Annotated in this window: 25 protein-coding genes, 1 tRNA gene and 1 pseudogene; 15 read left to right on the forward strand and 12 right to left on the reverse strand. The window is 54.3% G+C overall.

The features are described from left to right. Positions 1 to 189: 189 nt before the first annotated feature. Both KBY68_RS05875 and gltX read left to right on the forward strand, forming a co-directional pair. Positions 190 to 263: transfer RNA gene (locus tag KBY68_RS05875), tRNA-Asp, on the forward strand. A 63-nt stretch (positions 264 to 326) separates the two neighbouring features. Then, positions 327 to 1,781, forward strand: a complete 1,455-nt coding sequence (gene gltX / locus KBY68_RS05880) for a glutamate--tRNA ligase (RefSeq protein WP_255096287.1) — start codon at positions 327 to 329, stop codon at positions 1,779 to 1,781. Here the strand turns inward: gltX and KBY68_RS05885 are convergent. After that, positions 1,704 to 2,945, reverse strand: coding sequence for a cation:proton antiporter domain-containing protein (locus tag KBY68_RS05885; RefSeq protein WP_255096289.1), 1,242 nt, complete (start codon positions 2,943 to 2,945; stop codon positions 1,704 to 1,706). The genes gltX and KBY68_RS05885 overlap by 78 nt on opposite strands. Before the next feature lie 219 nt (positions 2,946 to 3,164). On the opposite strand from KBY68_RS05885, the gene polA reads away from it, so the two are divergent. Both polA and cysS read left to right on the forward strand, forming a co-directional pair. Then, on the forward strand, positions 3,165 to 6,089 hold the full coding sequence (polA, locus tag KBY68_RS05890; RefSeq protein ID WP_255096290.1) for a DNA polymerase I: 2,925 nt from the start codon (positions 3,165 to 3,167) through the stop codon (positions 6,087 to 6,089). 1 nt (position 6,090) lies between these two features. Then, positions 6,091 to 7,536 carry a cysteine--tRNA ligase gene (gene cysS / locus KBY68_RS05895; protein ID WP_255096291.1) on the forward strand — a complete coding sequence of 482 codons (1,446 nt, stop codon included), beginning with the start codon at positions 6,091 to 6,093 and terminating at the stop codon, positions 7,534 to 7,536. On the opposite strand, the gene KBY68_RS05900 is transcribed toward cysS, so the two are convergent. Beyond that, positions 7,533 to 7,736 (reverse strand): hypothetical protein, encoded by a 204-nt coding sequence (locus KBY68_RS05900; RefSeq protein ID WP_106499567.1) that lies wholly within the window; start codon positions 7,734 to 7,736, stop codon positions 7,533 to 7,535. The genes cysS and KBY68_RS05900 overlap by 4 nt on opposite strands. A gap of 141 nt (positions 7,737 to 7,877) precedes the next feature. Between KBY68_RS05900 and KBY68_RS05905 the strand changes: the two genes are divergently transcribed. From KBY68_RS05905 to KBY68_RS05915, 3 genes are all read left to right on the forward strand, one after another. Beyond that, positions 7,878 to 9,080: a 1-deoxy-D-xylulose-5-phosphate reductoisomerase gene (locus KBY68_RS05905; protein WP_255096292.1), complete on the forward strand. Its 1,203-nt coding sequence runs from the start codon at positions 7,878 to 7,880 to the stop codon at positions 9,078 to 9,080. A 79-nt stretch (positions 9,081 to 9,159) separates the two neighbouring features. Further along, positions 9,160 to 9,741 carry an EF-1 guanine nucleotide exchange domain-containing protein gene (locus KBY68_RS05910; protein WP_106499565.1) on the forward strand — a complete coding sequence of 194 codons (582 nt, stop codon included), beginning with the start codon at positions 9,160 to 9,162 and terminating at the stop codon, positions 9,739 to 9,741. Continuing rightward, positions 9,738 to 10,070 carry a (2Fe-2S) ferredoxin domain-containing protein gene (locus tag KBY68_RS05915; RefSeq protein ID WP_255096293.1) on the forward strand — a complete coding sequence of 111 codons (333 nt, stop codon included), beginning with the start codon at positions 9,738 to 9,740 and terminating at the stop codon, positions 10,068 to 10,070. The genes KBY68_RS05910 and KBY68_RS05915 overlap by 4 nt, the downstream gene beginning before the upstream one ends. On the opposite strand, the gene KBY68_RS05920 is transcribed toward KBY68_RS05915, so the two are convergent. Genes KBY68_RS05920 through KBY68_RS05930 form a run of 3 tightly spaced genes read right to left on the reverse strand, consistent with a single transcriptional unit; the run spans position 10,017 to position 11,849 of the window. Beyond that, the gene (locus KBY68_RS05920; protein ID WP_255096294.1) at positions 10,017 to 11,012 is read right to left on the reverse strand and encodes a YheT family hydrolase; all 996 of its coding nucleotides are present in this window, start codon (positions 11,010 to 11,012) and stop codon (positions 10,017 to 10,019) included. The two genes, KBY68_RS05915 and KBY68_RS05920, sit on opposite strands and share 54 nt — an antisense overlap. Then, positions 10,987 to 11,670, reverse strand: a complete 684-nt coding sequence (locus KBY68_RS05925) for an SDR family oxidoreductase (protein ID WP_255096295.1) — start codon at positions 11,668 to 11,670, stop codon at positions 10,987 to 10,989. Before KBY68_RS05925 ends, KBY68_RS05920 begins: the two co-directional genes overlap by 26 nt. Continuing rightward, positions 11,670 to 11,849 (reverse strand): hypothetical protein, encoded by a 180-nt coding sequence (locus tag KBY68_RS05930; protein ID WP_106499547.1) that lies wholly within the window; start codon positions 11,847 to 11,849, stop codon positions 11,670 to 11,672. The genes KBY68_RS05925 and KBY68_RS05930 overlap by 1 nt, the downstream gene beginning before the upstream one ends. A gap of 86 nt (positions 11,850 to 11,935) precedes the next feature. On the opposite strand from KBY68_RS05930, the gene KBY68_RS05935 reads away from it, so the two are divergent. The 4 genes from KBY68_RS05935 (at position 11,936) to KBY68_RS05950 (ending at position 15,576) form a co-directional block, all read left to right on the forward strand. Next, positions 11,936 to 13,351: a DEAD/DEAH box helicase gene (locus KBY68_RS05935; protein ID WP_255096296.1), complete on the forward strand. Its 1,416-nt coding sequence runs from the start codon at positions 11,936 to 11,938 to the stop codon at positions 13,349 to 13,351. Positions 13,352 to 13,570: 219 nt separating this feature from the next. Beyond that, entirely contained in the window at positions 13,571 to 13,870 is a 300-nt protein-coding gene (locus tag KBY68_RS05940) for a hypothetical protein (RefSeq protein ID WP_133165156.1), read from the forward strand. 88 nt (positions 13,871 to 13,958) lie between these two features. Then, a complete protein-coding gene (locus tag KBY68_RS05945; protein WP_106499544.1) occupies positions 13,959 to 14,156 on the forward strand; it encodes a hypothetical protein in 198 nt (65 codons plus the stop codon). 46 nt (positions 14,157 to 14,202) lie between these two features. Beyond that, the gene (locus KBY68_RS05950; RefSeq protein WP_255096297.1) at positions 14,203 to 15,576 is read left to right on the forward strand and encodes an FAD-dependent oxidoreductase; all 1,374 of its coding nucleotides are present in this window, start codon (positions 14,203 to 14,205) and stop codon (positions 15,574 to 15,576) included. On the opposite strand, the gene infA is transcribed toward KBY68_RS05950, so the two are convergent. Continuing rightward, a complete protein-coding gene (gene infA, locus KBY68_RS05955; RefSeq protein WP_106499542.1) occupies positions 15,573 to 15,848 on the reverse strand; it encodes a translation initiation factor IF-1 in 276 nt (91 codons plus the stop codon). The two genes, KBY68_RS05950 and infA, sit on opposite strands and share 4 nt — an antisense overlap. A gap of 47 nt (positions 15,849 to 15,895) precedes the next feature. Between infA and KBY68_RS05960 the strand changes: the two genes are divergently transcribed. After that, the gene (locus KBY68_RS05960) at positions 15,896 to 16,522 is read left to right on the forward strand and encodes a pseudouridine synthase (protein WP_255096298.1); all 627 of its coding nucleotides are present in this window, start codon (positions 15,896 to 15,898) and stop codon (positions 16,520 to 16,522) included. Here KBY68_RS05960 and KBY68_RS05965 read toward each other — a convergent pair. Genes KBY68_RS05965 through KBY68_RS05980 form a run of 4 tightly spaced genes read right to left on the reverse strand, consistent with a single transcriptional unit; the run spans position 16,519 to position 19,015 of the window. Further along, the gene (locus KBY68_RS05965) at positions 16,519 to 16,734 is read right to left on the reverse strand and encodes a DUF8669 family protein (protein WP_106499540.1); all 216 of its coding nucleotides are present in this window, start codon (positions 16,732 to 16,734) and stop codon (positions 16,519 to 16,521) included. The genes KBY68_RS05960 and KBY68_RS05965 overlap by 4 nt on opposite strands. A gap of 17 nt (positions 16,735 to 16,751) precedes the next feature. Continuing rightward, positions 16,752 to 17,714: an NAD(P)H-binding protein gene (locus KBY68_RS05970; protein ID WP_255096299.1), complete on the reverse strand. Its 963-nt coding sequence runs from the start codon at positions 17,712 to 17,714 to the stop codon at positions 16,752 to 16,754. Positions 17,715 to 17,772: 58 nt separating this feature from the next. Then, positions 17,773 to 17,871, reverse strand: coding sequence for a cytochrome b6-f complex subunit PetM (gene petM / locus KBY68_RS05975; RefSeq protein WP_106499538.1), 99 nt, complete (start codon positions 17,869 to 17,871; stop codon positions 17,773 to 17,775). Positions 17,872 to 17,896: 25 nt separating this feature from the next. Further along, positions 17,897 to 19,015 carry a class I SAM-dependent methyltransferase gene (locus tag KBY68_RS05980; protein WP_255096300.1) on the reverse strand — a complete coding sequence of 373 codons (1,119 nt, stop codon included), beginning with the start codon at positions 19,013 to 19,015 and terminating at the stop codon, positions 17,897 to 17,899. 13 nt (positions 19,016 to 19,028) lie between these two features. On the opposite strand from KBY68_RS05980, the gene KBY68_RS05985 reads away from it, so the two are divergent. Together KBY68_RS05985 and ilvN are read left to right on the forward strand one after the other, a co-directional pair. Next, positions 19,029 to 19,964 carry an alpha/beta fold hydrolase gene (locus KBY68_RS05985; protein ID WP_255096301.1) on the forward strand — a complete coding sequence of 312 codons (936 nt, stop codon included), beginning with the start codon at positions 19,029 to 19,031 and terminating at the stop codon, positions 19,962 to 19,964. Beyond that, positions 19,961 to 20,491 (forward strand): acetolactate synthase small subunit, encoded by a 531-nt coding sequence (gene ilvN, locus KBY68_RS05990; protein WP_106499535.1) that lies wholly within the window; start codon positions 19,961 to 19,963, stop codon positions 20,489 to 20,491. The genes KBY68_RS05985 and ilvN overlap by 4 nt, the downstream gene beginning before the upstream one ends. On the opposite strand, the gene KBY68_RS05995 is transcribed toward ilvN, so the two are convergent. Together KBY68_RS05995 and KBY68_RS06000 are read right to left on the reverse strand one after the other, a co-directional pair. Next, positions 20,476 to 21,156, reverse strand: a complete 681-nt coding sequence (locus KBY68_RS05995; protein WP_255096302.1) for a peptidylprolyl isomerase — start codon at positions 21,154 to 21,156, stop codon at positions 20,476 to 20,478. The genes ilvN and KBY68_RS05995 overlap by 16 nt on opposite strands. Further along, entirely contained in the window at positions 21,153 to 21,692 is a 540-nt protein-coding gene (locus KBY68_RS06000) for a photosystem I assembly protein Ycf4 (protein WP_106499564.1), read from the reverse strand. The genes KBY68_RS05995 and KBY68_RS06000 overlap by 4 nt, the downstream gene beginning before the upstream one ends. 184 nt (positions 21,693 to 21,876) lie before the next feature. Here KBY68_RS06000 and KBY68_RS06005 point away from each other — a divergent pair. After that, a pseudogene (locus KBY68_RS06005) lies at positions 21,877 to 22,039 on the forward strand (photosystem II D2 protein (photosystem q(a) protein)); the annotation flags it as partial.

Raw genomic sequence — 22,039 nt, forward strand, 5'->3', positions numbered from 1 at the left:
AATCAGTTGACGGGTGGCACCCTCAAGACCGATAATGACTTCTCCCTTAATGGGACATGGCCACCGAAATAGGACAACACCACTGACGCCCATCTAAACGATTCTTCCAATTAGTTTTTGATTAGGATTTTCTAATCAATGGTTAATTAACGATTGCTAGATGTTAATCATTGGCCTAATTCTCACCATGGGACTGTAGTTCAACCGGTTAGAGCACCGCCCTGTCACGGCGGAAGTTGCGGGTTCGAATCCCGTCAGTCCCGTTCAAATTTCCAACTTTTGCAATTGCAAGATCTTGAGCCACTAATCCCTAATCCGTGAGCTCAATGGTTACCGCAATCACCACCCCAGTGCGCGTTCGGCTAGCCCCTAGCCCCACTGGAACCCTACACATCGGCACAGCACGCACCGCTGTTTTTAATTGGCTGTTTGCCCGCCGCCATGGGGGCCAATTCTTGCTTCGCATTGAAGACACCGACAAGGAACGCAGTAAAGATGCCTTCACTGCCAATATTTTTGAGGGTTTGCAATGGCTCGGCCTCAATTGGGATGCCGAACCAGTTATCCAAAGCGCCCGCATTGCTGAACATCGCCAGGCGATCCAACAGCTGCTTGATTCAGGCCATGCCTATCGCTGTTTCGCTAGTGATAGTGAACTAACAGCGATGCGCGAACAACAGGCCGCCAACAAGCAAGCTCCCCGCTACGACAATCGCCATCGCAACTTAAGCCCAGCGCAACAGCAGGAATTCAGCGCCGCAGGCCGCCAAGCCACCATTCGTTTTCGCATTGATGATCAACGCAGCATCGCTTGGCGTGATCTAGTGCGCGGTGAAATGCGTTGGGCTGGCGCTGATCTCGGCGGCGACATGGTGATCGCCCGCCGCGCCGCCGCCGATCAGATCGGCGATCCCCTCTATAACCTCGTGGTGGTGGTTGATGATGCCGCCATGGCAATTAGCCATGTGATCCGCGGTGAAGATCACATCGCCAACACCGCAAAACAATTGCTTCTCTATGAGGCCCTAAATCTACCCATCCCTTTATTTGCCCACACTCCCTTAATACTCAATCAAGAGGGTAAAAAATTATCTAAACGCGATGGTGTTACATCGATTTCAGATTTTCAAGCCATGGGCTACACAGCCCCTGCCCTTGCCAACTACATGACCCTATTGGGTTGGTCGCCGCCGGAAGGCATGGCTGAACGTTTCAACCTTGAGCAGGCAGCAGCAGTATTTGATTTTGATCGGGTTAATAAAGCTGGCGCTCGGTTTGATTGGGACAAATTGAATTGGCTTAACGGCCAAGTTCTCCATGAACTAAACAGCGCCCAATTAGAGCTTCAACTCCAACCGCTTTGGCAGAAAGCCAATTTTGATTACAGCGCTAAACCCCTGGCCTGGCGCCAGCAACTATGCACTTTGATCGGCCCCTCCCTCAGCCTTTTGGCAGATGGCGTAGAGCAGGCAAAACCATTTTTTGAACAACCTGAATTATCAGCAGAAGCACTCAGCCAACTGCAAACCCCAGGGGCAATTCCAGCCCTAAATGCCCTGCTGGATTTAATACCTGATCAGGTCCTTAATCACAACAATGCCCAACAATTAATCGGCCAAGCCTGTGAAATAGCAGGCGTTAAGAAAGGGGTTCTTATGAAAAGTATGCGTGCCGCCCTGCTGGGACGCCTGCAGGGGCCAGATCTAATCGAAACCTGGTTGCTGCTCAATAGCAGTGGCGACGATCGGATCCGCCTGCACCAAACCCAACCTTCTAGCTAGCCATGGAGCACTGAGGCCCTGGAGGCCTACGGTCATCAAAATCGTTAAAAAAACCAAACCCTGCAGGCGGCCTGCCCCAGAGATGCCCGCCTGCTCCAAACGGATGGCAAACAAGCTGGCGATGGCGGCCGTAACGATCCCCCGGGGGGCTAACCAGGTGAGCATCAAACGCTGGGGGCCATCTAGGGGCAAACCAAAGGTGGCTATGGCAATTGCCACTGGACGCACAAGCAGCATCAAAACCAAAACGCAAGCCACACCGCCATAGCCGAGGGGGCTTAATTCCTGCCAAGACACATCCGCTGCCAACAGGGGAAATAGAAGCGTGATTGCCAATTGGGCCAACTGGCGAATTAAGCCATCCAATTGTTCAGGTTCAGTAGAGGGCCTCCTGCCCACCACCACCCCAGCGGCCACTGCTGCCGGCAAGCCCGATTCCGGCAGGAATGCTTCGCAACTGGTGAACATCAGCAGCAAAACCCCAAGGCTTAGTTGCAGCCTTAAACCGAGGGCATCCTTTTCATCCGGCAAACGCCGCAATATTTCCGAGAGAAATAAACCGCAGAGCAAACCAGCCAGCACACCAAAACCAAGACGCAATAGCAATCCCTGGGCCACCCCCTGCCAACTCTGCAGGTCACCCAGAACCAGCTCCAGCAGCATCAAAGCCAGCACCGCTCCGATCGGCTCCAGCACCAGGCCTTCTCCCTCCAATAGCTCGCCAAGCGGCGGCAGCAGTTTCATTTGCTGCACCAGCGGGTTCACCACCGTGGGGCCGGTGGCCAAAACAATGGCGCTATATACAGACGCCAATTGCCAATTCAAACCAGCAAGCCAATGGCCCGCCAGCAATCCTCCACCTAGGGCCAACACAAAACGCACCATCACGATGCGCAATACGGCAGTTTTTAATTCGCCGCCAGGCAGGCGCAGGTTCAAACCACCATCAAAAAGCACCAAGCTCACCAATAAGCCCACCACCGTGCCGAGGCCATTGCCCAGATCAAGCGGTTCCACCCAATGGAAGCCGGCCCTACCCACCACTAAACCACTGGCCAGCAGCAGCACCACCCCAGGCAAGCTGGTAATACGCGCCAACAGCTGGGCTGTTGCCCCCGAAGCAATGGTGATACCCCACAACAGGCTGAGGCGGTCTTCGCTCATCACACCAGCATGGTTGATGGGCCAAATATTGCAAAGCTGCTGATGCCCTAGCTAAATCAAAAGATCCCTGCTGGCGGGCTATCTTCAGCGAAGCGATAACTTTGCTAAAGCGATATCCGTGAATACCCGTCCCCAAGCCTGGCTAGATCAGGCCCAAAACGACCTCGATGCGGCATGGCCACCAGCGGTTTTGGAACAAGTTAAAAGTTGGGACACACCTTGAGCAAACCCCTACTGCTTTTGATTGATGGCCACTCATTGGCCTTTCGCAGTTTCTATGCCTTCTCAAAGGGGGGGGAAGGGGGGCTTAGCACCAAGGCAGGTGTGGCCACCAGTGTTACCTATGGCTTTTTAAAAGCACTGCTCGATAATTGCAAACTTTTAAAACCCGCAGGTTTAGTGGTGGCCTTCGATACGGCCGAACCAACCTTTCGCCATCAGGCAGATGCTGCATATAAAGCCCACAGAGATGTGGCACCGGAACATTTCTTTAGCGATCTGGCCAACCTGCAACTAATCCTCAAAGAAAGTCTTGATATTCCCCTAGCAATGGCACCTGGTTTTGAAGCCGATGATGTGCTCGGCACCTTGGCAAATCGCGGAGCAGATCAAGGTTGGCGGATTCGCATTCTCTCCGGCGACCGCGACCTATTTCAACTGGTAGATGATGAACGCGATATTGCCGTGCTCTACATGGGTGGTGGCCCCTATGCAAAAAACAGTGGTCCCACGGAAATCCGTAGGGAAGGCGTTATTGCAAAGCTAGGGGTAACACCAGAGGAGGTGGTGGATTTAAAAGCGCTCACCGGCGACAGTTCCGACAACATCCCAGGCGTTAAAGGGGTGGGGCCAAAAACAGCAATCAACCTGCTGAAAGAATTCAGCAATGTGGATGGAATTTATGCCGCGCTCGCAGAATTAACCGATCCCAAGGCCAGTAAGGGAAGCCTCAAGGGTGCATTAATAGAAAAGTTACGGGCCGATCAAGATAATGCCTATCGCTCAAGAATGCTTGCTGAAATTCTAATCAATGTACCCTTACCAGAGGAGCCAAGATTAGAGCTTGGCTTGGTTAACTCAGATTCACTTAGCAGCAGCCTTGAGGAATTAGAACTTCACAGCCTGGTAAAACAGGTGCCCACTTTCAGAAATCTATTCTCCTCAGAAGCAGAAACAAGTCAAACTGAAATAGCTAAACCAGATGCTCAAAAAATAGATTCTCAAGCAGAAAAACCACAAGAAATTGAATCAAACCAGCTCACAACGCTGAAGCCAGAATTAATAACTACAACCGCTTGCCTGGCCGCCTTAATGGAGAGGTTAATGGCAGCAACTGATACCCAAAAACCGATAGCCCTAGATACGGAAACAACAAGCCTCAACCCATTTAAAGCCGAGCTGGTTGGCATTGGTGTGGGCTGGGGCGAGGGTGTTGCAGATATGGCCTATATCCCAATCGCCCACCAGCAAAGTTTAACATCACCAACTCAATTACCCCTTGATGAAGTGTTGATGGCCCTCAGCCCTTGGATAACAAGTGCACAGCATCCAAAGGCCTTGCAAAATGCTAAATACGACCGCCTAATTCTATTGCGACATGGTTTACCACTGCAGGGGGTGGTTATCGACACCCTGCTGGCCGATTATCTAATAGATGCAAATGCTAAACATGGCCTTGATGAACTTGCCCAACGCCATTTTAATTTCACACCAACCAGTTTCACTGATTTGGTAGCCAAGGGTCAAAATTTCAGCAGCGTAGCCATTGATGCTGCCGCCCAATACTGCGGCATGGATGTGCATCTAACCTATCGCCTAGCCCTAATTCTTAGGCAGCAACTAGATGGGCTTGGTAGTGAGCTGAGCAAATTATTAGATCAATTGGAGTTGCCCCTTGAACCTGTATTAGCCCTGATGGAAGCCACAGGTATCCGCATTGATATCCCCTACCTGCAGGAATTAGGCACTGAGATGGCAAAACAATTACTACTGCTAGAAACAGAGGCCCGCAGCAAAGCTGGCATTGAGTTCAACCTGGCCTCACCAAAGCAGCTGGGTGAATTGTTATTTGAAACCTTGGGTTTAGATCGCAAAAAATCACGAAAAACCAAAACCGGTTGGAGCACCGATGCGGCAGTGCTGGAAAAACTCGAGGCCGATCATCCAGTGGTGCCATTAGTTTTAGAACACCGAACCTTGAGTAAGTTAAAGAGCACCTATGTTGATGCCCTACCACTATTGGTGGAAGCAGAAACAGGACGGGTACATACGGATTTCAACCAGGCCGTAACAGCAACGGGTCGCTTAAGTAGCAGCAATCCAAATCTACAAAATATTCCGATTCGCACTGCCTATAGCCGTCAAATCCGCAAGGCCTTTTTGCCCCAGGAGGGTTGGCAACTACTCAGCGCCGATTATTCCCAGATCGAATTGCGAATCCTCACCCACCTCAGCGGTGAAGAAGTATTAGTTGAAGCATATAACAATGGCAATGATGTGCATGCGCTAACGGCCAGGCTTTTACTAGATAAAACAGCTGATGCTGTTATCAGCAGCGATGAAAGGCGCCTGGGCAAAACAATTAACTTTGGTGTGATCTATGGCATGGGTGCCCAGCGTTTCGCCCGTGAAACAGGCGTGGGCCAGGCGGAGGCAAAAGAATTTCTCACTAAATACAAACAACGCTATCAAAAAGTATTTACTTTTCTAGAACTGCAAGAAAGATTAGCCCTGAGCCGTGGCTATGTGGAAACGATCTTGGCGCGCAGGCGCATTTTTAATTTTGATCCCAATGGCCTCGGCAGGCTTAAGGGCAAAGATCCCATGGAAATAAATCTAGAGCTGGCGCGCCGCGGTGGCATGGAAGCGCAACAATTAAGGGCTGCCGCCAATGCACCGATTCAGGGCTCCAGCGCAGACATTATTAAATTAGCAATGGTGCAACTAAATCAAAAGCTGGCCGCCACCGGGCTGCCGGCAAGGCTGTTGCTGCAGGTACACGATGAACTGGTTCTGGAATGTGATCCGCTTGCCCAAAAGGAAGTGATGGCCCTTGTTAAAAACACAATGGAACAGGCCGTAAGCCTCTCAGTACCCCTGCTGGTGGAAATTGGCGCTGGCCCCAACTGGATGGAGGCGAAATAAAATGGCGCTAAAACTCAACAACACACTAACTAGAAAGATTGAAGAATTCCAGCCTTTGCTGCCTGGTGAGGTAAGCATCTATTGCTGTGGCGTAACGGTTTACGACCTTTGCCACCTGGGCCATGCCCGCAGCTACATCGCTTGGGATGTGCTGCGTCGTTATCTAACTTTTAGTGGTTATAAAGTTACCTTTGTTCAAAACTACACAGATATCGACGATAAAATCCTTAATCGTGCCCTTGAGGAAGGAAGCAATATGGAAACAGTAAGCGAACGCAATATCAGCGCATTTGAAATAGATATGGCCCGCTTAAATATCATGCCTGCCGATCGCATGCCAAGGGCAACCCAATGTTTAAACGGCATTCGCCAACTAATAACTGAATTGGAAGCTAAAGGCGCCGCCTACAGCGCCGCTGGCGACGTGTATTTCGCCGTTATTAAAGCCAATAACTACGGCCAATTAAGTGGCCGTGATCCGAATGAACAGCAGCAGGGTGCTGGCGGCCGCAGCAACGATGCATTGGAAGGCCGCAAGCAACACCCATTTGATTTCGCCCTTTGGAAGGGGGCAAAGCCTGGGGAGCCCTGCTGGGAATCACCCTGGGGGCCGGGTCGGCCGGGTTGGCACATCGAATGTTCAGCGATGGTGCGCCAAGAACTAGGTGAAACCATCGATATTCATTTAGGTGGTGCTGATTTGATCTTTCCGCACCACGAAAATGAAATTGCCCAATCGGAAACCGCCACTGGTAAAGCCCTAGCCCGCTATTGGCTCCACAACGGCATGGTGAATGTGGAGGGTACAAAGATGTCGAAATCACTGGGCAACTTCACCACAATTCGTGCCCTATTAGACAGCGGCATTTCCCCCATGACCCTGCGCTTTTTTGTTCTACAGGCCCACTACCGCAAACCCCTGGATTTCAGCGCTGAAGCTCTAGCTGCGGCTGCCACGGGTTGGAAAGGTTTGAATGCCGCCCTGCTGCTAGGTGAACGCCATGGAGCAGCCTTGAATTGGCAAAACCTTGATCCAATTGCCGCACCCTGGCTTGAAGCAAACCGCGAGCGCTTCTCTGCTGCCATGGACGACGATCTCAATAGTTCCGCTGCCCTTGCGGTGCTATTTGATTTAGCAAAACCACTTCGGGCCCTAGCTAATCGCCTTGAGCGCGGCGACACCCCCAGCAGCGAAGAACGGGCTTTGGGCTCTCAATGGCAACTATTTCAAGAATTAGCAGGGGTGCTTGGCCTAAATGCAGAGCAATTAAGTACCTCAGCAGCGCAACTCAGCGATGCTGATATTGAAATACAAATTGCAGCCCGTAAAACAGCAAAAGTAAACCGCAACTTTGCAGAAGCCGATAACATTCGCACTGCCCTAAAAGAACAAGGGATTGAATTGATTGATAAACCGGGTGGCAACACAGAGTGGCTGCGCAGCTAGGGCTGCTGCTGATCACGCATCACGCGCTCAATTTTGCGAATGCTGGCTGCGGTGCTGGTCCACACCTCTTTAGTGAATTCGTCTTGGCATTGCTCCACCAAAGCTTCAATTGATTCACCCCGTTCAAAGGCATCCCAAAGCTGGCGCTCAAGTTTCGCCCGCTCAATAAAGTTCCAACGTTGCAACCAGGGAAATTTCATTAAATTGGAAGTTTGTTTTTGAAATGAATTTGTAGTTTTCATTATTTTGTTGCATCTTGGCGCAGCAGGGGTGAGCGGGCAATCCACTGCCATCCCTGTAAATGGGACACTTGGGGCCATCCACCCGCCTAGGCGCCAGCTGTGAAAGCCCTCTCAGTGCTCGGCTCCACCGGATCGATCGGCACCCAAACCCTTCAAATCGTTGACGACTTTCCCGATCGCTTCAAGGTAGTAGCGCTCACCGCTGCCAATAACCTCGAGCTCCTGGTTGAGCAGATCAAACGCCATGGGCCAGAGGTGGTTGCCCTGGCAGATGGCGATCGGATTAACGAATTGCAAGAGCGCCTAAACGCCCTTGGGCTTTCCAGGCCATTGCCCCAACTTTTAGGCGGTAGCGATGGTATCTGCACAGCTGCCGCATGGGCTTCCGCCGATCTTGTGGTTACAGGCATCGTTGGCTGCGCTGGCCTGCTGCCCACCCTGGCGGCGATTCGCGCCGGCAAAGATTTAGCCCTGGCGAATAAAGAAACCCTAATTGCAGCTGGCCCAGTGGTGCTGCCAGAACTGGAAAAAAGCGGCTCGCGCTTACTGCCTGCCGATTCTGAACATTCGGCCATTTTTCAATGCCTCCAGGGCACCCCTTGGGTAGATACAGCAAGGCTTTCCACTGGTTTTGCACCCCCTGGCCTGCGGCGCATCCTGCTCACTGCTTCCGGTGGTGCTTTCCGCGATTGGGATCCAGCTGATCTCGCCAAGGCAACGGTGGCTGATGCCACCAGCCATCCCAATTGGAGCATGGGCCGCAAGATCACTGTTGATTCAGCTTCACTGATGAATAAGGGCCTTGAAGTAATCGAAGCCCATTATTTATTTGGCCTTGATTACAACGAGATCGAAATTGTGATCCACCCACAATCAATCATCCATTCGTTGGTGGAGCTGGCCGATTCCTCAGTGCTGGCGCAATTGGGCTGGCCCGACATGAAACTGCCACTGCTCTATTGCCTGAGCTGGCCAGAGCGTTTGGAAACCCCCTGGCGGCGCCTTGATCTCACAGAAGTGGCGTCGCTCACATTCAGCAAACCAAATCCAGCTAAATATCCCTGCATGGAATTGGCCTATGCCGCGGGCAGGGCCGCTGGCACCATGCCTGCAGTGCTCAATGCCGCCAATGAACAGGCGGTAGCAATGTTCCTGGAGGAGCGCATCCATTTCCTTGATATCCCCAAACTGATCGAGCGCACCTGCGCTAGGCATCAACAGGAATTGCGGGCAGAACCAAGCCTGGAGGAGGTGCTAGCCGTAGATGCCTGGGCCAGGCGCGTAACAGCTGAAGCGCTCTGATAGCCGAAGATATTCCGCACAGCACTTACCAATCGCTCAATTTCTCGCTAACACGTAAAAAGGTTGCCTATTGCTTGCCATGCCCCTATCTGCCGTTGAGTGCCCCGGCGACGTTTGCCACAGCCACCACGGTGGGCATCAAATTGAACGCACTGAACTGCAAGAAAACCTCAGGGCCCACGGGGAGGATTGGTGCGAAAGGCTTGCTGAACGCATCTACGAAATTTCGATCGACACCTTCTCCCAAACCGTGGTGCCGATGCTGCAGCAACAGGGCTGGCAAAAGCGTCATCTCGACTGGGAATTCAAGCTGGGCAAGGAAATGATGGAGGTGGAGCGCACGGTGGCCGATGGCACCATTAATGCGGTGGAAAGCTTCTTGCGCAGCAATGAAATCCAACGGCTATTTGTTAAAGAACTAGTTGGTGGCACTTTTGCTGAGGCCGACCAAAACAAATTGCGTTCCAAAGCTGTGCGCCAGGTGATTGAAGAGGAACTGCTGGCATTTCTGCAGGAACGCCACGAGGAGCTGCTCGATCGCGTTGGTGAAGCCCTGCTGCCTGAAGCCGGTGGTGATTTTGAACAGGCCCGGATTCAAGCGAAGGAAGGTTTGGAAGACGTTCATCATCTGCTCGTTAACCACAGCGAAGCCAACCGTTGATCCAAACGGTTCAACATCACCTGTTCCTTTGTGCCACCCCAACTAAGGCCCTTTGCCACCAAGGGCCAGTGGGGGCCCAATGCTGGGAGCAATTAAAAAAAAGCATCAAAGCCGCAGGGTTAGAAGATCCAGCTCGCAAAGAAGGTGTTGTATTGCGAACTAAGGCTGATTGTTTGCGGCTATGTAGCGATGGTCCGGTGTTATTAATTTGGCCAAGCGGCCATGTGTATGGCTCTTTGCTGCCAGAGCGCATCGACAGAATTGTGCAGCAACACCTAATTGCTGGTGAACCGATCACTGAATGGTTGGTTAAACAATTTAGCTTTTAACCATGCCGCCACCAGGCGATCGCCCCAGCAGGCAAGGGGATGGTCGCCGTGGCTATGGAAACCGTTGTGGCCACCACCGCGGGTGAGCAACACCTCAAGGGGAAAATTATGCTTTTGAAGCTGCAGTTGCTCTGCCGTAGATGCTGTTACCCAGGGATCATCATCAGCTTGCAACAACATACTTGGCACTTTTAAACGATCTAATTGGTATAGGGGGCTTGCCTGTTTGTAATAGGCAGCAGCGCTACTAAAACCCCAGCGAGGCGCTGTAATCGCCTCATCAAAATCACGAATACTGCGCACTTGCTTAAGGGCATGCTTTTCCTTTGCTGTAATTCCAGCTGGATCTTCAAGGGTTTGTTGCACTAAACGCTTCACTAACCAATGCTGATAAATGCGATTGCGGGGTCGTTCAATCGAAGCAGAGCACAGGGCAAGATCCAGGGGACTACTGGTGCAAACCAAAGCATCTAAGCAAAATTCAAAGCAGGCATTCAATAAAATTGTTCCCCCTAAGGAAATACCAACTCCCACCAAGGGAATGCCGTTAGCCAGCTGGCGCGCCAACTGGAATACCGGCTCCAGATCTTGATTGCACAGGGCCGCATAGGTGCCTGAAGCCAGGGGTCTGCCTTTACCGGCACCGCGCAAATTGAGGCGAAGCACCGAAAAGCCAGCTGCTTGAAGCGCAATTCCCATGCGACGTAAACCCTCTCGATCACTGCTGCCCCCCAAGCCATGGAGCAAAAGCACCAAAGCCAGGGGGTTTTCAACGGGATCGTGAAAAGCCAGCAAGGCGCCGCCGCAGGGCAGGGCTGTGGTGAGTGGCAAGCCCACGTCGGGGGGCAGGCGGGGGGGACGCCTCAAGGTGTCCCGCAGGGTTTGCAGATCACCGCCCAACCAGGGGAAACGGGGCCTAAATGGCGCTGGTGGGATTTTCAATTAACCAATCAGCAAGGGTTTGTTTAGGCACATCCTCGCCGCTGGTGATTTCTAAGATTCGACCAATCGCCGCTGGCAGCTCAAGGGCATCAAGGCACACCTGGGCCACCAGGCGGCGGGGAATACTGCTGCTTTCCTGTTGGTTGGGCCCACTAAAGCGAATGCCCTCACGCTCCAATTGCTCCTCTGCTTCCTTTAACCCCCCAGGCCGCACGATGGTCCAACTAAGGCCACTGGCCTCTAACCACTGCTCGCCAAGGCGCTTCCAAAGCAAAATCAAGCCAAATAAATTAAGCGGGTGGAATAGGCGGCCACTGCAGAGGGAGCTCACTAGCACCACCCGCTTAACTCCCGCCCTACGGCAGGCAGTGATCTGATCTCTGATCGCTAGGGCGTCTACCTTCAGGGGCCCGGCTAGATCGATTGAGGGCCTTGCACCTGTGGCAATTAGCAAGGCATCGCAACCGTTTAAGGCAGCCACCAGGGCATTTTGATCGGCAAGATTCAAGCGCTTTAGAGGTAGCCCATCAGCAACCAAGCCATCGGGCAGCTGCGAATTTGGCCTCAGGATCGGCACCACCTGATGGCCGCGTAAGCGGGCCTCATCCACGATGCGCCAACCGGTTTTACCGGAAGCACCTGTAACAGCTAAACGCATCAGAACAAAGGCAGTAGTTCCTGTTCTAAACAACAAACCTCAGCCCAGGCGCCATGGCTGCGGAGGTTGCGTAAGCGCAGGATCAAAGGGTCGATATCGCACTCCTGCTTGAAACAACGTTCCAGTTTTTGCAGTAGTTCTGTTGGGATTGGTGGGGGGATTGAAGAGGGATTAAACATCAATGGGGTAGACCACAAACCTTATTGGCTGGAAGCTAGGTCGGCCAGCGCCACTCACCCTGCGCAAAAACACTCAAAATCTGGCCATGGGTTCCATTTCTTTCGCCATTAGCCGTCCCCATGGCTCCGTAGCGGTTGGCATTCGTCCCCGTGGTTGGCAACAACGCTTGCTGGAATTGCTGCGGCGCCGGCTGCTCACGGCAGCACCAGGCCACTGCACAGATGTGTTGATCCATGCCGGACCGGGGGCAGGCAAAACCCTTGGCAGCCTCCATGCTTTTTTGCAATTGCGCCAAGGGCAGCAGCTAAGCGGCATCTGCATCTGTTGCCACCGCAGCTCAATTTCAAACCAATGGCACAGTGCCGCAAAAAAACTCGGTTTGGATTTAGGGGAGGGGCAAATGGGGCCCCACGGCTTGATTTTGAGCTACCAGGCAGCGGGACGGGATCCCAAGCATTGGCAGCAGCTACTGCAAAGCCGGTGGCCCCTGCAGCAATGGCTGGTGGTGGCCGATGAGGTGCATCACCTCGGTTTAAACCCCCAACAACCGGAAGAGGGCGGCTGGGGTAAAAGCTTTGAAGAGCTAAGTGATGGCGTAAAGCTGCGGCTAGGGCTCACCGGCACTCCGTTTCGCGCCGACCAATTGCAGTTTTGCTCCTCGCGCCAAAAGCTTTTAACAATCGAGGGGGTGCCGCAGCGGGTTATCACCCCGGATTTAGTTGTTACCCCCCAAGAGCTGATCAGCTCAGGTGATGTGAGGCCCCTGCGCTTTCATTTCCAAGATGGCTGGATTGAGTATGAAAACAGCGATAGATCAGCCCTATCAACCGAACATCGAGAGAGCTGGCGGGCTCGCAACCTAAGGCAGGCTGTGCGCCTGGGTGATTCCAGCAGCATTGCCCTGCAGGTTTTGCTTCAAGCCAGGCGCAGGCGGGAGGCATTGCAGCAACAGCAGCCTGGGGCTGCTGGCCTAGTGGTAGCCCGCGACATAACCCATGCGCGCGGGATTGCTGGGCTGCTGGAGGAGCAGGGCGACAGGGTTGTTTTGGTGCACTCGCAAGACCCAAGCGCGGCGGAAGCGCTCAAAAACTTCCAAAACGGCGAGGGGGAGTGGCTTGTGAGCGTAGACATGTGCGCTGAGGGCTTTGATGCACCGCGCTTGCGGGTAGTTGCGTATCTCACAACGGTTACAACCCGCAGCCGCTTCCTCCAGGCCATCACCAGGGCGGTGCGCCTTGATGGCAGCCGCAGCGCCCTGGAGCCGATGCCTAGGCACCCCTCCTATGTGCACGCCCCCGCCGATCCGCTACTAATGGCCTATGCCAGCAATTGGAGCCTCAGCTTTCCCTATCTGCTAGCCGAAGCAAGTGTTGAAGAAACCTGCGTTGAGCAAGCTTCAGGCAGTGGTAATTGGCGGCTCGAACAGCGGGCCATCGCCGATGCTGCTGGCGCGGTGATTGAACTCAAGGGTCCGCAACTGCCGCAGTTTCTGGCCTCCTGAACAACCTCAGTCACATTTGGTTAGCAACTAAAAAGAAGCAGTAACACTTAAGTGGCATTGCCATTGCTTAATAGGAAGGCGGATAAACAAGGAGCCCGGAGCCCACCGCGAGCACGTCACCCCAAACTCCACTGCCGGGCAGTGGAGTTTTTTTTTGCCTTGCATTTTTGCCTTGCAGCTTGCCCTTGCCAAAGCGGTCAAGCTTGATAACTTCTGGCCATGCAAGCAATCATCTCCTCGATTTGGGCCGTTGGTGGTCCGTTTGCGTTGGTTATTTTGAGCAGCGCCAATTTGCTTTTCACCCCTGCAGCAAAGGCACAAACAATGATCACGGTGGAGCCCTACCAGCTCCCCACCGGAGTTACTACCACTCCTAGCCCCCGCAGCACCTGGCGGCTAAGGGGTGCCGCCTATCTGGAAGACCCTTGGCATCGCCTCCCCCCTAGCCAACAACAGGGAACGGAACTACCCAGGTCCCTACAGGTTGATCCATACCCCGATCCAGGCCAAAGGCTGTAGTTATGGAAAGATTTTTTGATTTGTTGCTCTGAATACACTCCCGTGGATTTAAAAATGCCACGTTCTCTCAACCCCAAAGGAGGCTGCCATGGATGCATTGAGCTCAATCCACCCCAGCCTCAACGAAACCATCAGCTGGCTTGAGTGGCGTCTTGATCAACTGGAGGCCAATGGCGAAATAGAAGCCAGCTATGCCTTAACCGCGGAACACGCCGATTGGCTTCTGGGTTGCCCCATCGCCTGCAAAGAACCGCTCACCTTGAGGGATGGGGTAATCCAGAGCTAGATCTGGTTAGGCTTTATACGTAATCAATACGCATAAGCCCGATTCAATGGGAGCTTCCTCTGCTGAAGGCACACTGGAAAACCTTGTGGTTGTTGGTTCTGGCCCTGCCGGTTACACAGCTGCGCTCTACGCCGCAAGGGCAAATTTGAATCCGCTGCTGATCACTGGTTACCAGGATGGGGGCATTCCGGGTGGTCAGTTGATGACAACCACCCACGTGGAAAATTTCCCTGGCTTCCCTGATGGCATCCTCGGCCCTGAATTGATGGATCGCATGCGCTCCCAAGCCGTGCGATGGGGTACCCGCTTGATCGAAGCTGATGCCACCGCCATCGATCTTTCCAAACGCCCTTACCTAGTTCAGGTGGATGGAGTTGATATTGCTTGCCAGAGCTTGATCATTGCCACCGGCGCCAGCGCCAACCGCCTTGGCATTGCCGATGAAGAAAAATATTGGAGCCATGGCATTAGCGCCTGCGCCATATGCGATGGGGCCACCCCCCAATTTCGCAATGAACAACTCGCGGTGGTGGGTGGTGGTGATTCCGCCTGCGAAGAAGCGGTTTATCTCACTAAATACGGCAGCCATGTGCATTTGATCGTGCGGCGTGGCAGCCTGCGGGCCAGCAAAGCGATGGCTGATCGAGTACTCGCCAATCCCCAAATCACCGTGCACTGGAACCGCAGCCTTGGCAGCCTTTCCGGTAGCGATTGGCTAGAGCAACTAACCCTGCTAGATGCCGCTGGTGAACCAGCTGAAACCCTTGCGGTGCGAGGTATTTTCTATGCCATCGGCCACACCCCAAACACGCGCCTTCTCAAAGATCAGCTGCCACTAGATGGAAAGGGTTATCTAATGACCACAGCCGGATCGCCCGCCACCGCAAAAGAAGGGGTTTTTGCAGCTGGTGATGTGGCTGATGCCCAATGGCGTCAAGCGATCACCGCAGCTGCCAGCGGCTGCCAAGCGGCCCTTGCGGCGGAGCGCTGGCTCAGCGAAAACGATCTAGCCATCACCACAGCTCGCCAACCGGTAGACCCTGTTGCAGCGGAACAACCAATCAAAACCCTCGAGGTAACGGAGGCAGATTTTGATCAAGATGCCCTTTGGCAGGGGGGTAGCTATGCCCTAAGGCGGCTTTATCACGAAAGCAAAAAACCCCTACTGGTTATCTACACCTCCCCCGACTGCGGGCCTTGCCACGTGTTTAAGCCCCAGCTACGCCGAATCCTGAATGAATTGGCGGGTGCTGCCCAGGGGGTGGAGATCAATATGAATGAAGACAATCAAATTGCTAGCCAAGCTGGTGTAACCGGCACCCCAACACTGCAACTGTTTTTAAATAAAGAGTTAAAGCAACAATGGCGTGGCGTGCAGCAACGCAGCAGTGTTAAAGCCGCCATTGAAGCGCTGCTCTAACGGCGGCGTGGGCCCCCTGGACGGTTGCCACCACCTGGGGGTCTACCGCCTGGAGCAGATGCATTGCGTTCCCGATAGGTAATCCGGCCCCGGGTTAAGTCGTAAGGACTGATTTCAACTAAAACCTTGTCGCCCGCCAGCAACTTGATGCGAAATTTGGTGAGCTTGCCCGCCGCCCGGCAAAGGCACTGGTGGCCAGCAGGTTGCTCCAAAGTAACAAGATAGAAGCCGTTCCCCTGCTCTTTTTCAATCACACCAGACGTTTCGATCATGCAGGGGGCAGGCCAAATAAACAACTCACATTCAGTTTAAGGCGCAGGTGCACACCCCCCAGCTCAAATCAACGGCAACCTTGCTGTTGCATAAGCCCTATGGGGTGCTGAGCCAATTTCGGCGGGAACCTGGCAGCAGCTGGGAGAGCCTGGCAGCACTGGTGCCCCAGCGAAATGTATACGCCGCTGGGCGCCTTGATGCCGATAGCGAAGGCCTGCTTTTACTAACAGCCAATGGCCGCTTGCAACATCATCTCTGCGATCCCAAGTGGGGCCATTGGCGCCACTACTGGGTTCAAGTGGAAGGAATTATTGATCAAGTTGCCATCGAAAAACTGCAGCGGGGCCTGATGTTGAAAGATGGCCAAAGCCTTCCGGCCAGGGCCCGCTGCCTTGATGCTGATCAATATGGGCCGCTGCCAGCGCGGCAACCACCGATTCGGCATCGGCTCAGCGTGCCCACCAGCTGGATTGAGTTAAGCCTGAGGGAAGGCCGCAACCGTCAAGTGCGGCGCATGAGCGCTGCCGTGGGGTTTCCCACCCTGCGCTTGATTCGGGTGGCAATTGATTTGATGGATGGGGCTAAACCATTAAGCCTGGAGGGTTTAGCCCCTGGTGAATGGCGAAGCGTTAGCGCGGAGGAGGAGATGCGCTTGCAACGCTTGATCAACTAAGCCATTGCCCCCTGTAATTCCCGCACGGTCATCAACTGGCCGTAGTAGTAGTTGGCACGGGCGCGATCGGCTGGGTTTTCAAGGGCATCGATCACATCCGGGCCAACACTGGCCCAAAGATGATTGCCGCAAACTCGGTCTAATTCGGCTTCTGCCTCCTGCTCAAGGTTGGCGAGCCGCCGTTGCAGGTTTTTGATCTGAGCAATGGCCATGGCAATAAAAGAAGCAATTAGAAGGGCAGTTTCTTTTTGGCATCCTTATCGAGATCGGCCTCCATCTCGCGAAGCCGCCTCAGGATGCTGGTGTAATACTCCTGGAGATAGGCCTCCAGGCCTGTGGTTTCGGAGGGATCTAGGCCAAAGGCGGCGTAGCTCTCCTCCATGGCTGAGCTGAGGCTTACCCCACCACCAGTAACCTCAGCAAAAGCCAAGCGTTCAGCAATATTCACCCCAGGTTCAAAGAAGGATGCCACCCCTTGCATGGCGCGTATCAAAAAGGGCGAAACTCGAATTACACGGGCATCTTTTTTGCTAAACCGCTCGCATAACTGCACCACCTCCCCTGTGTTCCAAGCCTTGGGGCCCACCACTGGATAACTGCTGCCGATTGTTTGTTCTTGGCCTAAAGCCGCCACAGCAAAGCGGGCAACATCTTGGGTGTTCATGTAAGCAATCGGTGTGGAGCTGCCGCTTACCCACACGGTTTGGCTTTCCAGCACCGGTATGGCGAACTGGCCGATCACCCCCTGCATAAAAGCGCAGGTGCGCAGCACGGTGTAGGCCAAACCAGATTCTGCTAATAATTGCTCAGTGCAATATTTGATATCCATCAACGGCACACTGCGAAATCGCTCAGCTTCCAGCAGTGAAATAAACACAAAGCGTTGTAAACCAGCACGGCGGCAATGGTTTAACAAATTCAATTTGCCGTCCCAATCGATGCGATAAACGCTTTCGCTATCGGTGGGTCGAGCGGTTGCGGCATCGATTACCGCCTCTTGCCCCTCCAGGGCATAGGCAAGGGAATCCTCTTCAAGCAGGTTGCCGCGGGTTAATTCACAGCCCCATTCCTGCAGAAAAGCCGCCTTACGGGGTGAACGCACCATGCATCGCACTTGGTGGCCCGCATCCAGGGCACGACGGGCAACTTGACGCCCCAAGGTGCCCGTAGCACCAAACACAAGTACTTGCATCAGCACCCCTCAGTGATGGGGAGCTTAAGAAGCCAAGGCCCAGGGCCGAGGGTAACTATCAATCTCCCTGCAATTTGAGCAGCAGCGCACCGCCCACTAAACCGAGGGGGATCAGCACCCAGAACACAGCTGCAATGCCAAAGATTTCAGATGCCACAGGAGAAAACCGATCTAACAGCAGCTTATCGGGCTAAGCGCAACACCACAGCCCATGGGGCATCCGTGCGGAATTGCATTGCTTCGATGCCACTGGCCGCAGCACGCCAACCAGCGGCGCGCAAGGCAGCAAGCAGCTGTTCCAATCGGGGCAAACCACCCTGCAGATGGCGAGCTAAATCTGCCAAGGCAAAGGCCTCTGCCGGTTGAGCGGGGTCGTTTATTAAGCGCTGCAACTTCTTTAGGGCCATGGGAGCAAGGGAGGGGGCACCAGCCTGCTCAAGGGCTAGGGCATCACTAAGAACCTCAGGGCTTTGCAATGGCCCCCGCCAAAGCGGCCCACTACAAACAGGCTCAGCACCGCAACTGCAAAGGCCAAGGGATTTCCATGCCAGCAGCGACGTACCCCAGTGGTTGCCGCATTTATGGCAGTAGGCCTGCAAACCAAGCAGCGCTTCCTCCTGGGGGGCCGGGCGCCGCGTTAGCTGAACGGCAGTGCGAAAGGTGCGTCCTTCGCTGAAGCTCAGCAGGGGCCTTAGCCCATGGCCCATGGCCCAGGCCGCCCTGGCGATGGCACCCAATTGCAGCCTCAATGCCAATTCCCAGCTGCAGGGTTGGGCCCGCACAGCCGCCCCTAATCGCCTCACGGCTGCAGCTCGATCGTGGCCAGTGAATGATCTGCCATCGCTGCTAGCTAGATAGAGCACCCCCCCAAGCCGCACCGCCCCAAGGGCTGCGGGCAAAAGGCTTGTGGCAGCACCAAAAGCATCGATATCAACAAAGTCGAAATACTTTTCTTGCAACACAAAGTTGGCCAATAGCTTTTGAATTGTTTGCTTGCTGGTTTGCCAATGCAAACCGGGGCGATGGGGTAAGGCAGCCAGATTTTGATCAAGCAAAGGCAAACGCTCAGGGTCGGCGTCGTTTACCCACAACTCAGTGGCACCGGCCTCAAGCCCATAGCGCACGCTGCGAATGCCACAACCCGCCATGCCATCCAACACCGTTAATTCATGGCTGAGCTGTTGCCGGGCAAGCCAACGGAGCAGCAACACACCAAAGTCCCTTGCTGGCCGCGAATCAACCCGAAAAAAACCCTCCCCCACAAGCACTTGGGCCGCGGCTTCGCAATAGTGATTAGTCACCACTCGGTTACCAATGAACACGCCCCAATCAGGTAGCAATTGGGGTGAACAGCACCATTGTGAGTTTGGGCGGTGGCGTTGCCATTGGCGCCGGCTTGGCCCCCCCGGCGGGCCGGCCCTTGTGTTGCTCCATGGCTTTGGTGCCGCCAGCGGCCATTGGCGCTCCAATGTGGCGGGGCTTGCGGCGGCTGGCTACTGCGTTTATGCCATCGATCTACTGGGGTTTGGCCAAAGCGATCAACCGGCCATCGCCCTTGACAACAGGCTTTGGAGCAGGCAACTGCAGCAATTTTTGCGGGAGGTAGTGCAGGTGCCAGCCCTCCTTGTGGGCAATTCCCTTGGGGGCTTGGTGGCCATTACCACCGCTGTGTTTGCGCCTGAACTGGTGAGGGCAGTGGTGGCTGCGCCATTGCCTGATCCCACCCTGCTGCAAGCTCTACCCAAAAGACGCCCCCGCTGGAAAAGGCAACTAGAGCGTTTTTTGCTGAATTTTGTTGCCAAATTCCTACCCCTGGGCCCCTTGATTGCCTTGCTTCGCCAAACACCACTGCTGCGGCTTGGCATCAAAAGCGCCTACGCAAATCCAGAACGGATCAACCTCGAACTTGTGCGCTTGATTCAGCAACCGGCGCGGCGTAAGGGAGCGGCCGGGGCATTAGCAGGGATGGTGCGGGGCATGGGGCTGAGGCCAGCGGCGGCAACGGCACCAGAGCTATTGCCCCGGCTGAAATGCCCCTTGCTGCTGCTCTGGGGCAAGCAAGATCGCTTGGTGCCAGCCCAAATTGGCCAAAAAGTGCTTGCGTTAAGCCCTAAGGGCCTTTGTGAGCTGCAGTTGATGGCTGGGCTGGGCCATTGCCCCCACGACGAAGATCCAGAGCGCTTTAACGAGCTGATATTGAGCTGGGAACATCAACGCCTAGGTTTGGCTGGGCCAAAGCTGGGGCAATGAAGCACACCCTTTCGGTGTTAGTGGAGGATGAATCCGGCGCCCTGAGCCGGATAGCGGGGTTGTTTGCCCGAAGGGGCTACAACATTGAAAGCCTTGCGGTGGGACCCACTGAGCAGGCGGGGGTATCACGGCTCACGATGGTGGTGGCTGGCGATGCGCCTGTGCTTGAGCAGATGACAAAGCAACTGCTCAAGCTGGTGAATGTGCTGGAAGTGATTGATCTCTCCGATATCCCAGCGGTGGAAAGGGAGCTGATGCTGCTGAAGGTGAAGGCCGATAGCCATAGCCGTGGCGCTGTGTTCGACCTTGTTCAGGTGTTTAGGGCCAAGGTTGTGGATGTGGCAGATGAAGCCCTCACCCTTGAGGTGGTTGGCGACCCGGGCAAGTTGGTGGCCCTAGAGCAACTAATGCAGCCTTTTGGCATTCTTGAAATCGCCCGCACCGGAAAAGTGGCGCTGCAAAGGGCGTCAGGGGTTAATTCTGAATCACTAAAACTGCGCAATTCAGGCAGCTACTTACCTACCTGAAGCAATTCGGCCTTGCGCAGGCGATCGCCTTGAACGATGCGATCTACCACCGGCATACCTTCAATCACCCGGCCAAAAACGGCATAACGGCCATCCAGTTCCGGCAGATCACTTAAGGCCACATAGAACTGGGCACTGGCGGAATTTGGATCCTGGGAGCGGGCCATGGCAACGGCACCGCGGTGATGGGGCAGGGCCAACTGATCCGTAACCCGAGCTCCACTGATGGGCCTGCCGTAGCGCGGTGTGGCTTCGCTGTTGAGCTTCACCTCAAGGGGAATAAAACGGGGCGCCCCTGAAGCTGGATCAAGGAAGTTTCCAGTGCCAAATAAACTTGCAGATACCCCAGGTTTTGCCGATTGGGGATCCCCCCCTTGCACCACAAACGGGGTTGGTTGATTCACCACCCGATGGAACACGGTGTTGTTGTAGGCACCCCGTTTCACCAGATCAAGGAAATTGCCGGCGGTTAGGGGGGCATTTTTGCCATCCAATTCAATTAAAACCTGGCCCTTATCAGTGTTCAGGGCAACCCTGGCAGTGCCCTGTAAACAGGTATTAACAGCTTGGTTGCAGCCCAAATCGGCCGGGGCTGCCGTTGTTGAGCAAGCCGGCAGCCAAAGCAGGGCAAAAATGCTTAAAAGCATTGCCAAATAACGGTTCATACGCCCTCCAATGGAACGCCTAAATATCGGGCCAGCTCAGCACCACCCTGCTCCAATTCAGCCAAGGCAATCGGTTCACCCACCCTGGTAAGGGGTAGATCGCGGCGACCGCGCAACTTAAGCGCCAAGCGGCGGCGGGGATTGAGGCCATCACGCACCTCCACCTTCACCGCTTGAACATCAGCGCAGGGGATGCTGAAGCTGATTAATTCACGAAAGCCACGGCGCTCGATCGTGATGGTGTTCGATTTTTTATCAAAACAATTAAAACCAGACCCCACATCGATGCCGATAACAATCCACAGATAGGTGCTTAAAAGCACTGCTGCGATGCCGTAGCCGCCCATGATCAAGCCCTGGGGCACGAAAAAGAGGGCCGCTGGGTGGCCAACAGGCAGGAGGTCGCGACCCAGGTAGCTGGAAAGGCTTGTGAGCAGAAAGCCGATGCCCCCGGTGGAAATAAGCACGGCCATCAAAATGTTGGATGGCCGGCGGGAGCCAAGCACCGTTTGATTGATCGCTTCAGTAGTAGATATGGCCAAGGCAGAGGCTATTGAACTGCTTGCATCCTGGCAAAGCAGGGCAGAATAAAGCCAGCAAAGCACCCTGAATGGGTAATTTTACTTATATAGCTTTCAGCTAAAGGATTTCAGCCCGTTTCCATTTGCCGCAAACACCCCCAAAACGTTGTTACCATCGCCCGGTATCACGCCTCTATCGATGACAATCGCTGTAGGGCGGGCGCCGGCAGGCCGGGGATGGTTCGACGTCCTCGATGACTGGCTGAAGCGCGACCGCTTTGTATTTGTTGGTTGGTCTGGCCTATTGCTTTTCCCAACTGCCTATTTGGCTTTGGGTGGCTGGCTTACCGGCACCACCTTTG

This window comes from Synechococcus lacustris Maggiore-St4-Slac, from assembly GCF_024345595.1.
Classification (GTDB): Bacteria; Cyanobacteriota; Cyanobacteriia; order PCC-6307; family Cyanobiaceae; genus Synechococcus_D; species Synechococcus_D lacustris.

Bases quoted from the DNA above. Each gene is read 5' to 3' on its own strand.
- gltX (WP_255096287.1), top strand. From the start codon at position 327: ATGGTTACCGCAATCACCACCCCAGTGCGCGTTCGGCTAGCCCCTAGC.
- KBY68_RS05885 (WP_255096289.1), bottom strand. From the start codon at position 2,945: ATGAGCGAAGACCGCCTCAGCCTGTTGTGGGGTATCACCATTGCTTCG.
- cysS (WP_255096291.1), top strand. From the start codon at position 6,091: ATGGCGCTAAAACTCAACAACACACTAACTAGAAAGATTGAAGAATTC.
- KBY68_RS05900 (WP_106499567.1), bottom strand. From the start codon at position 7,736: ATGAAATTTCCCTGGTTGCAACGTTGGAACTTTATTGAGCGGGCGAAA.
- KBY68_RS05910 (WP_106499565.1), top strand. From the start codon at position 9,160: ATGCCCCTATCTGCCGTTGAGTGCCCCGGCGACGTTTGCCACAGCCAC.
- KBY68_RS05925 (WP_255096295.1), bottom strand. From the start codon at position 11,670: ATGCGTTTAGCTGTTACAGGTGCTTCCGGTAAAACCGGTTGGCGCATC.
- KBY68_RS05930 (WP_106499547.1), bottom strand. From the start codon at position 11,849: ATGTTTAATCCCTCTTCAATCCCCCCACCAATCCCAACAGAACTACTG.
- KBY68_RS05935 (WP_255096296.1), top strand. From the start codon at position 11,936: ATGGGTTCCATTTCTTTCGCCATTAGCCGTCCCCATGGCTCCGTAGCG.
- KBY68_RS05940 (WP_133165156.1), top strand. From the start codon at position 13,571: ATGCAAGCAATCATCTCCTCGATTTGGGCCGTTGGTGGTCCGTTTGCG.
- KBY68_RS05945 (WP_106499544.1), top strand. From the start codon at position 13,959: ATGGATGCATTGAGCTCAATCCACCCCAGCCTCAACGAAACCATCAGC.
- KBY68_RS05950 (WP_255096297.1), top strand. From the start codon at position 14,203: ATGGGAGCTTCCTCTGCTGAAGGCACACTGGAAAACCTTGTGGTTGTT.
- infA (WP_106499542.1), bottom strand. From the start codon at position 15,848: ATGATCGAAACGTCTGGTGTGATTGAAAAAGAGCAGGGGAACGGCTTC.
- KBY68_RS05965 (WP_106499540.1), bottom strand. From the start codon at position 16,734: ATGGCCATTGCTCAGATCAAAAACCTGCAACGGCGGCTCGCCAACCTT.
- KBY68_RS05970 (WP_255096299.1), bottom strand. From the start codon at position 17,714: ATGCAAGTACTTGTGTTTGGTGCTACGGGCACCTTGGGGCGTCAAGTT.
- KBY68_RS05985 (WP_255096301.1), top strand. From the start codon at position 19,029: ATGAACACGCCCCAATCAGGTAGCAATTGGGGTGAACAGCACCATTGT.
- ilvN (WP_106499535.1), top strand. From the start codon at position 19,961: ATGAAGCACACCCTTTCGGTGTTAGTGGAGGATGAATCCGGCGCCCTG.
- KBY68_RS05995 (WP_255096302.1), bottom strand. From the start codon at position 21,156: ATGAACCGTTATTTGGCAATGCTTTTAAGCATTTTTGCCCTGCTTTGG.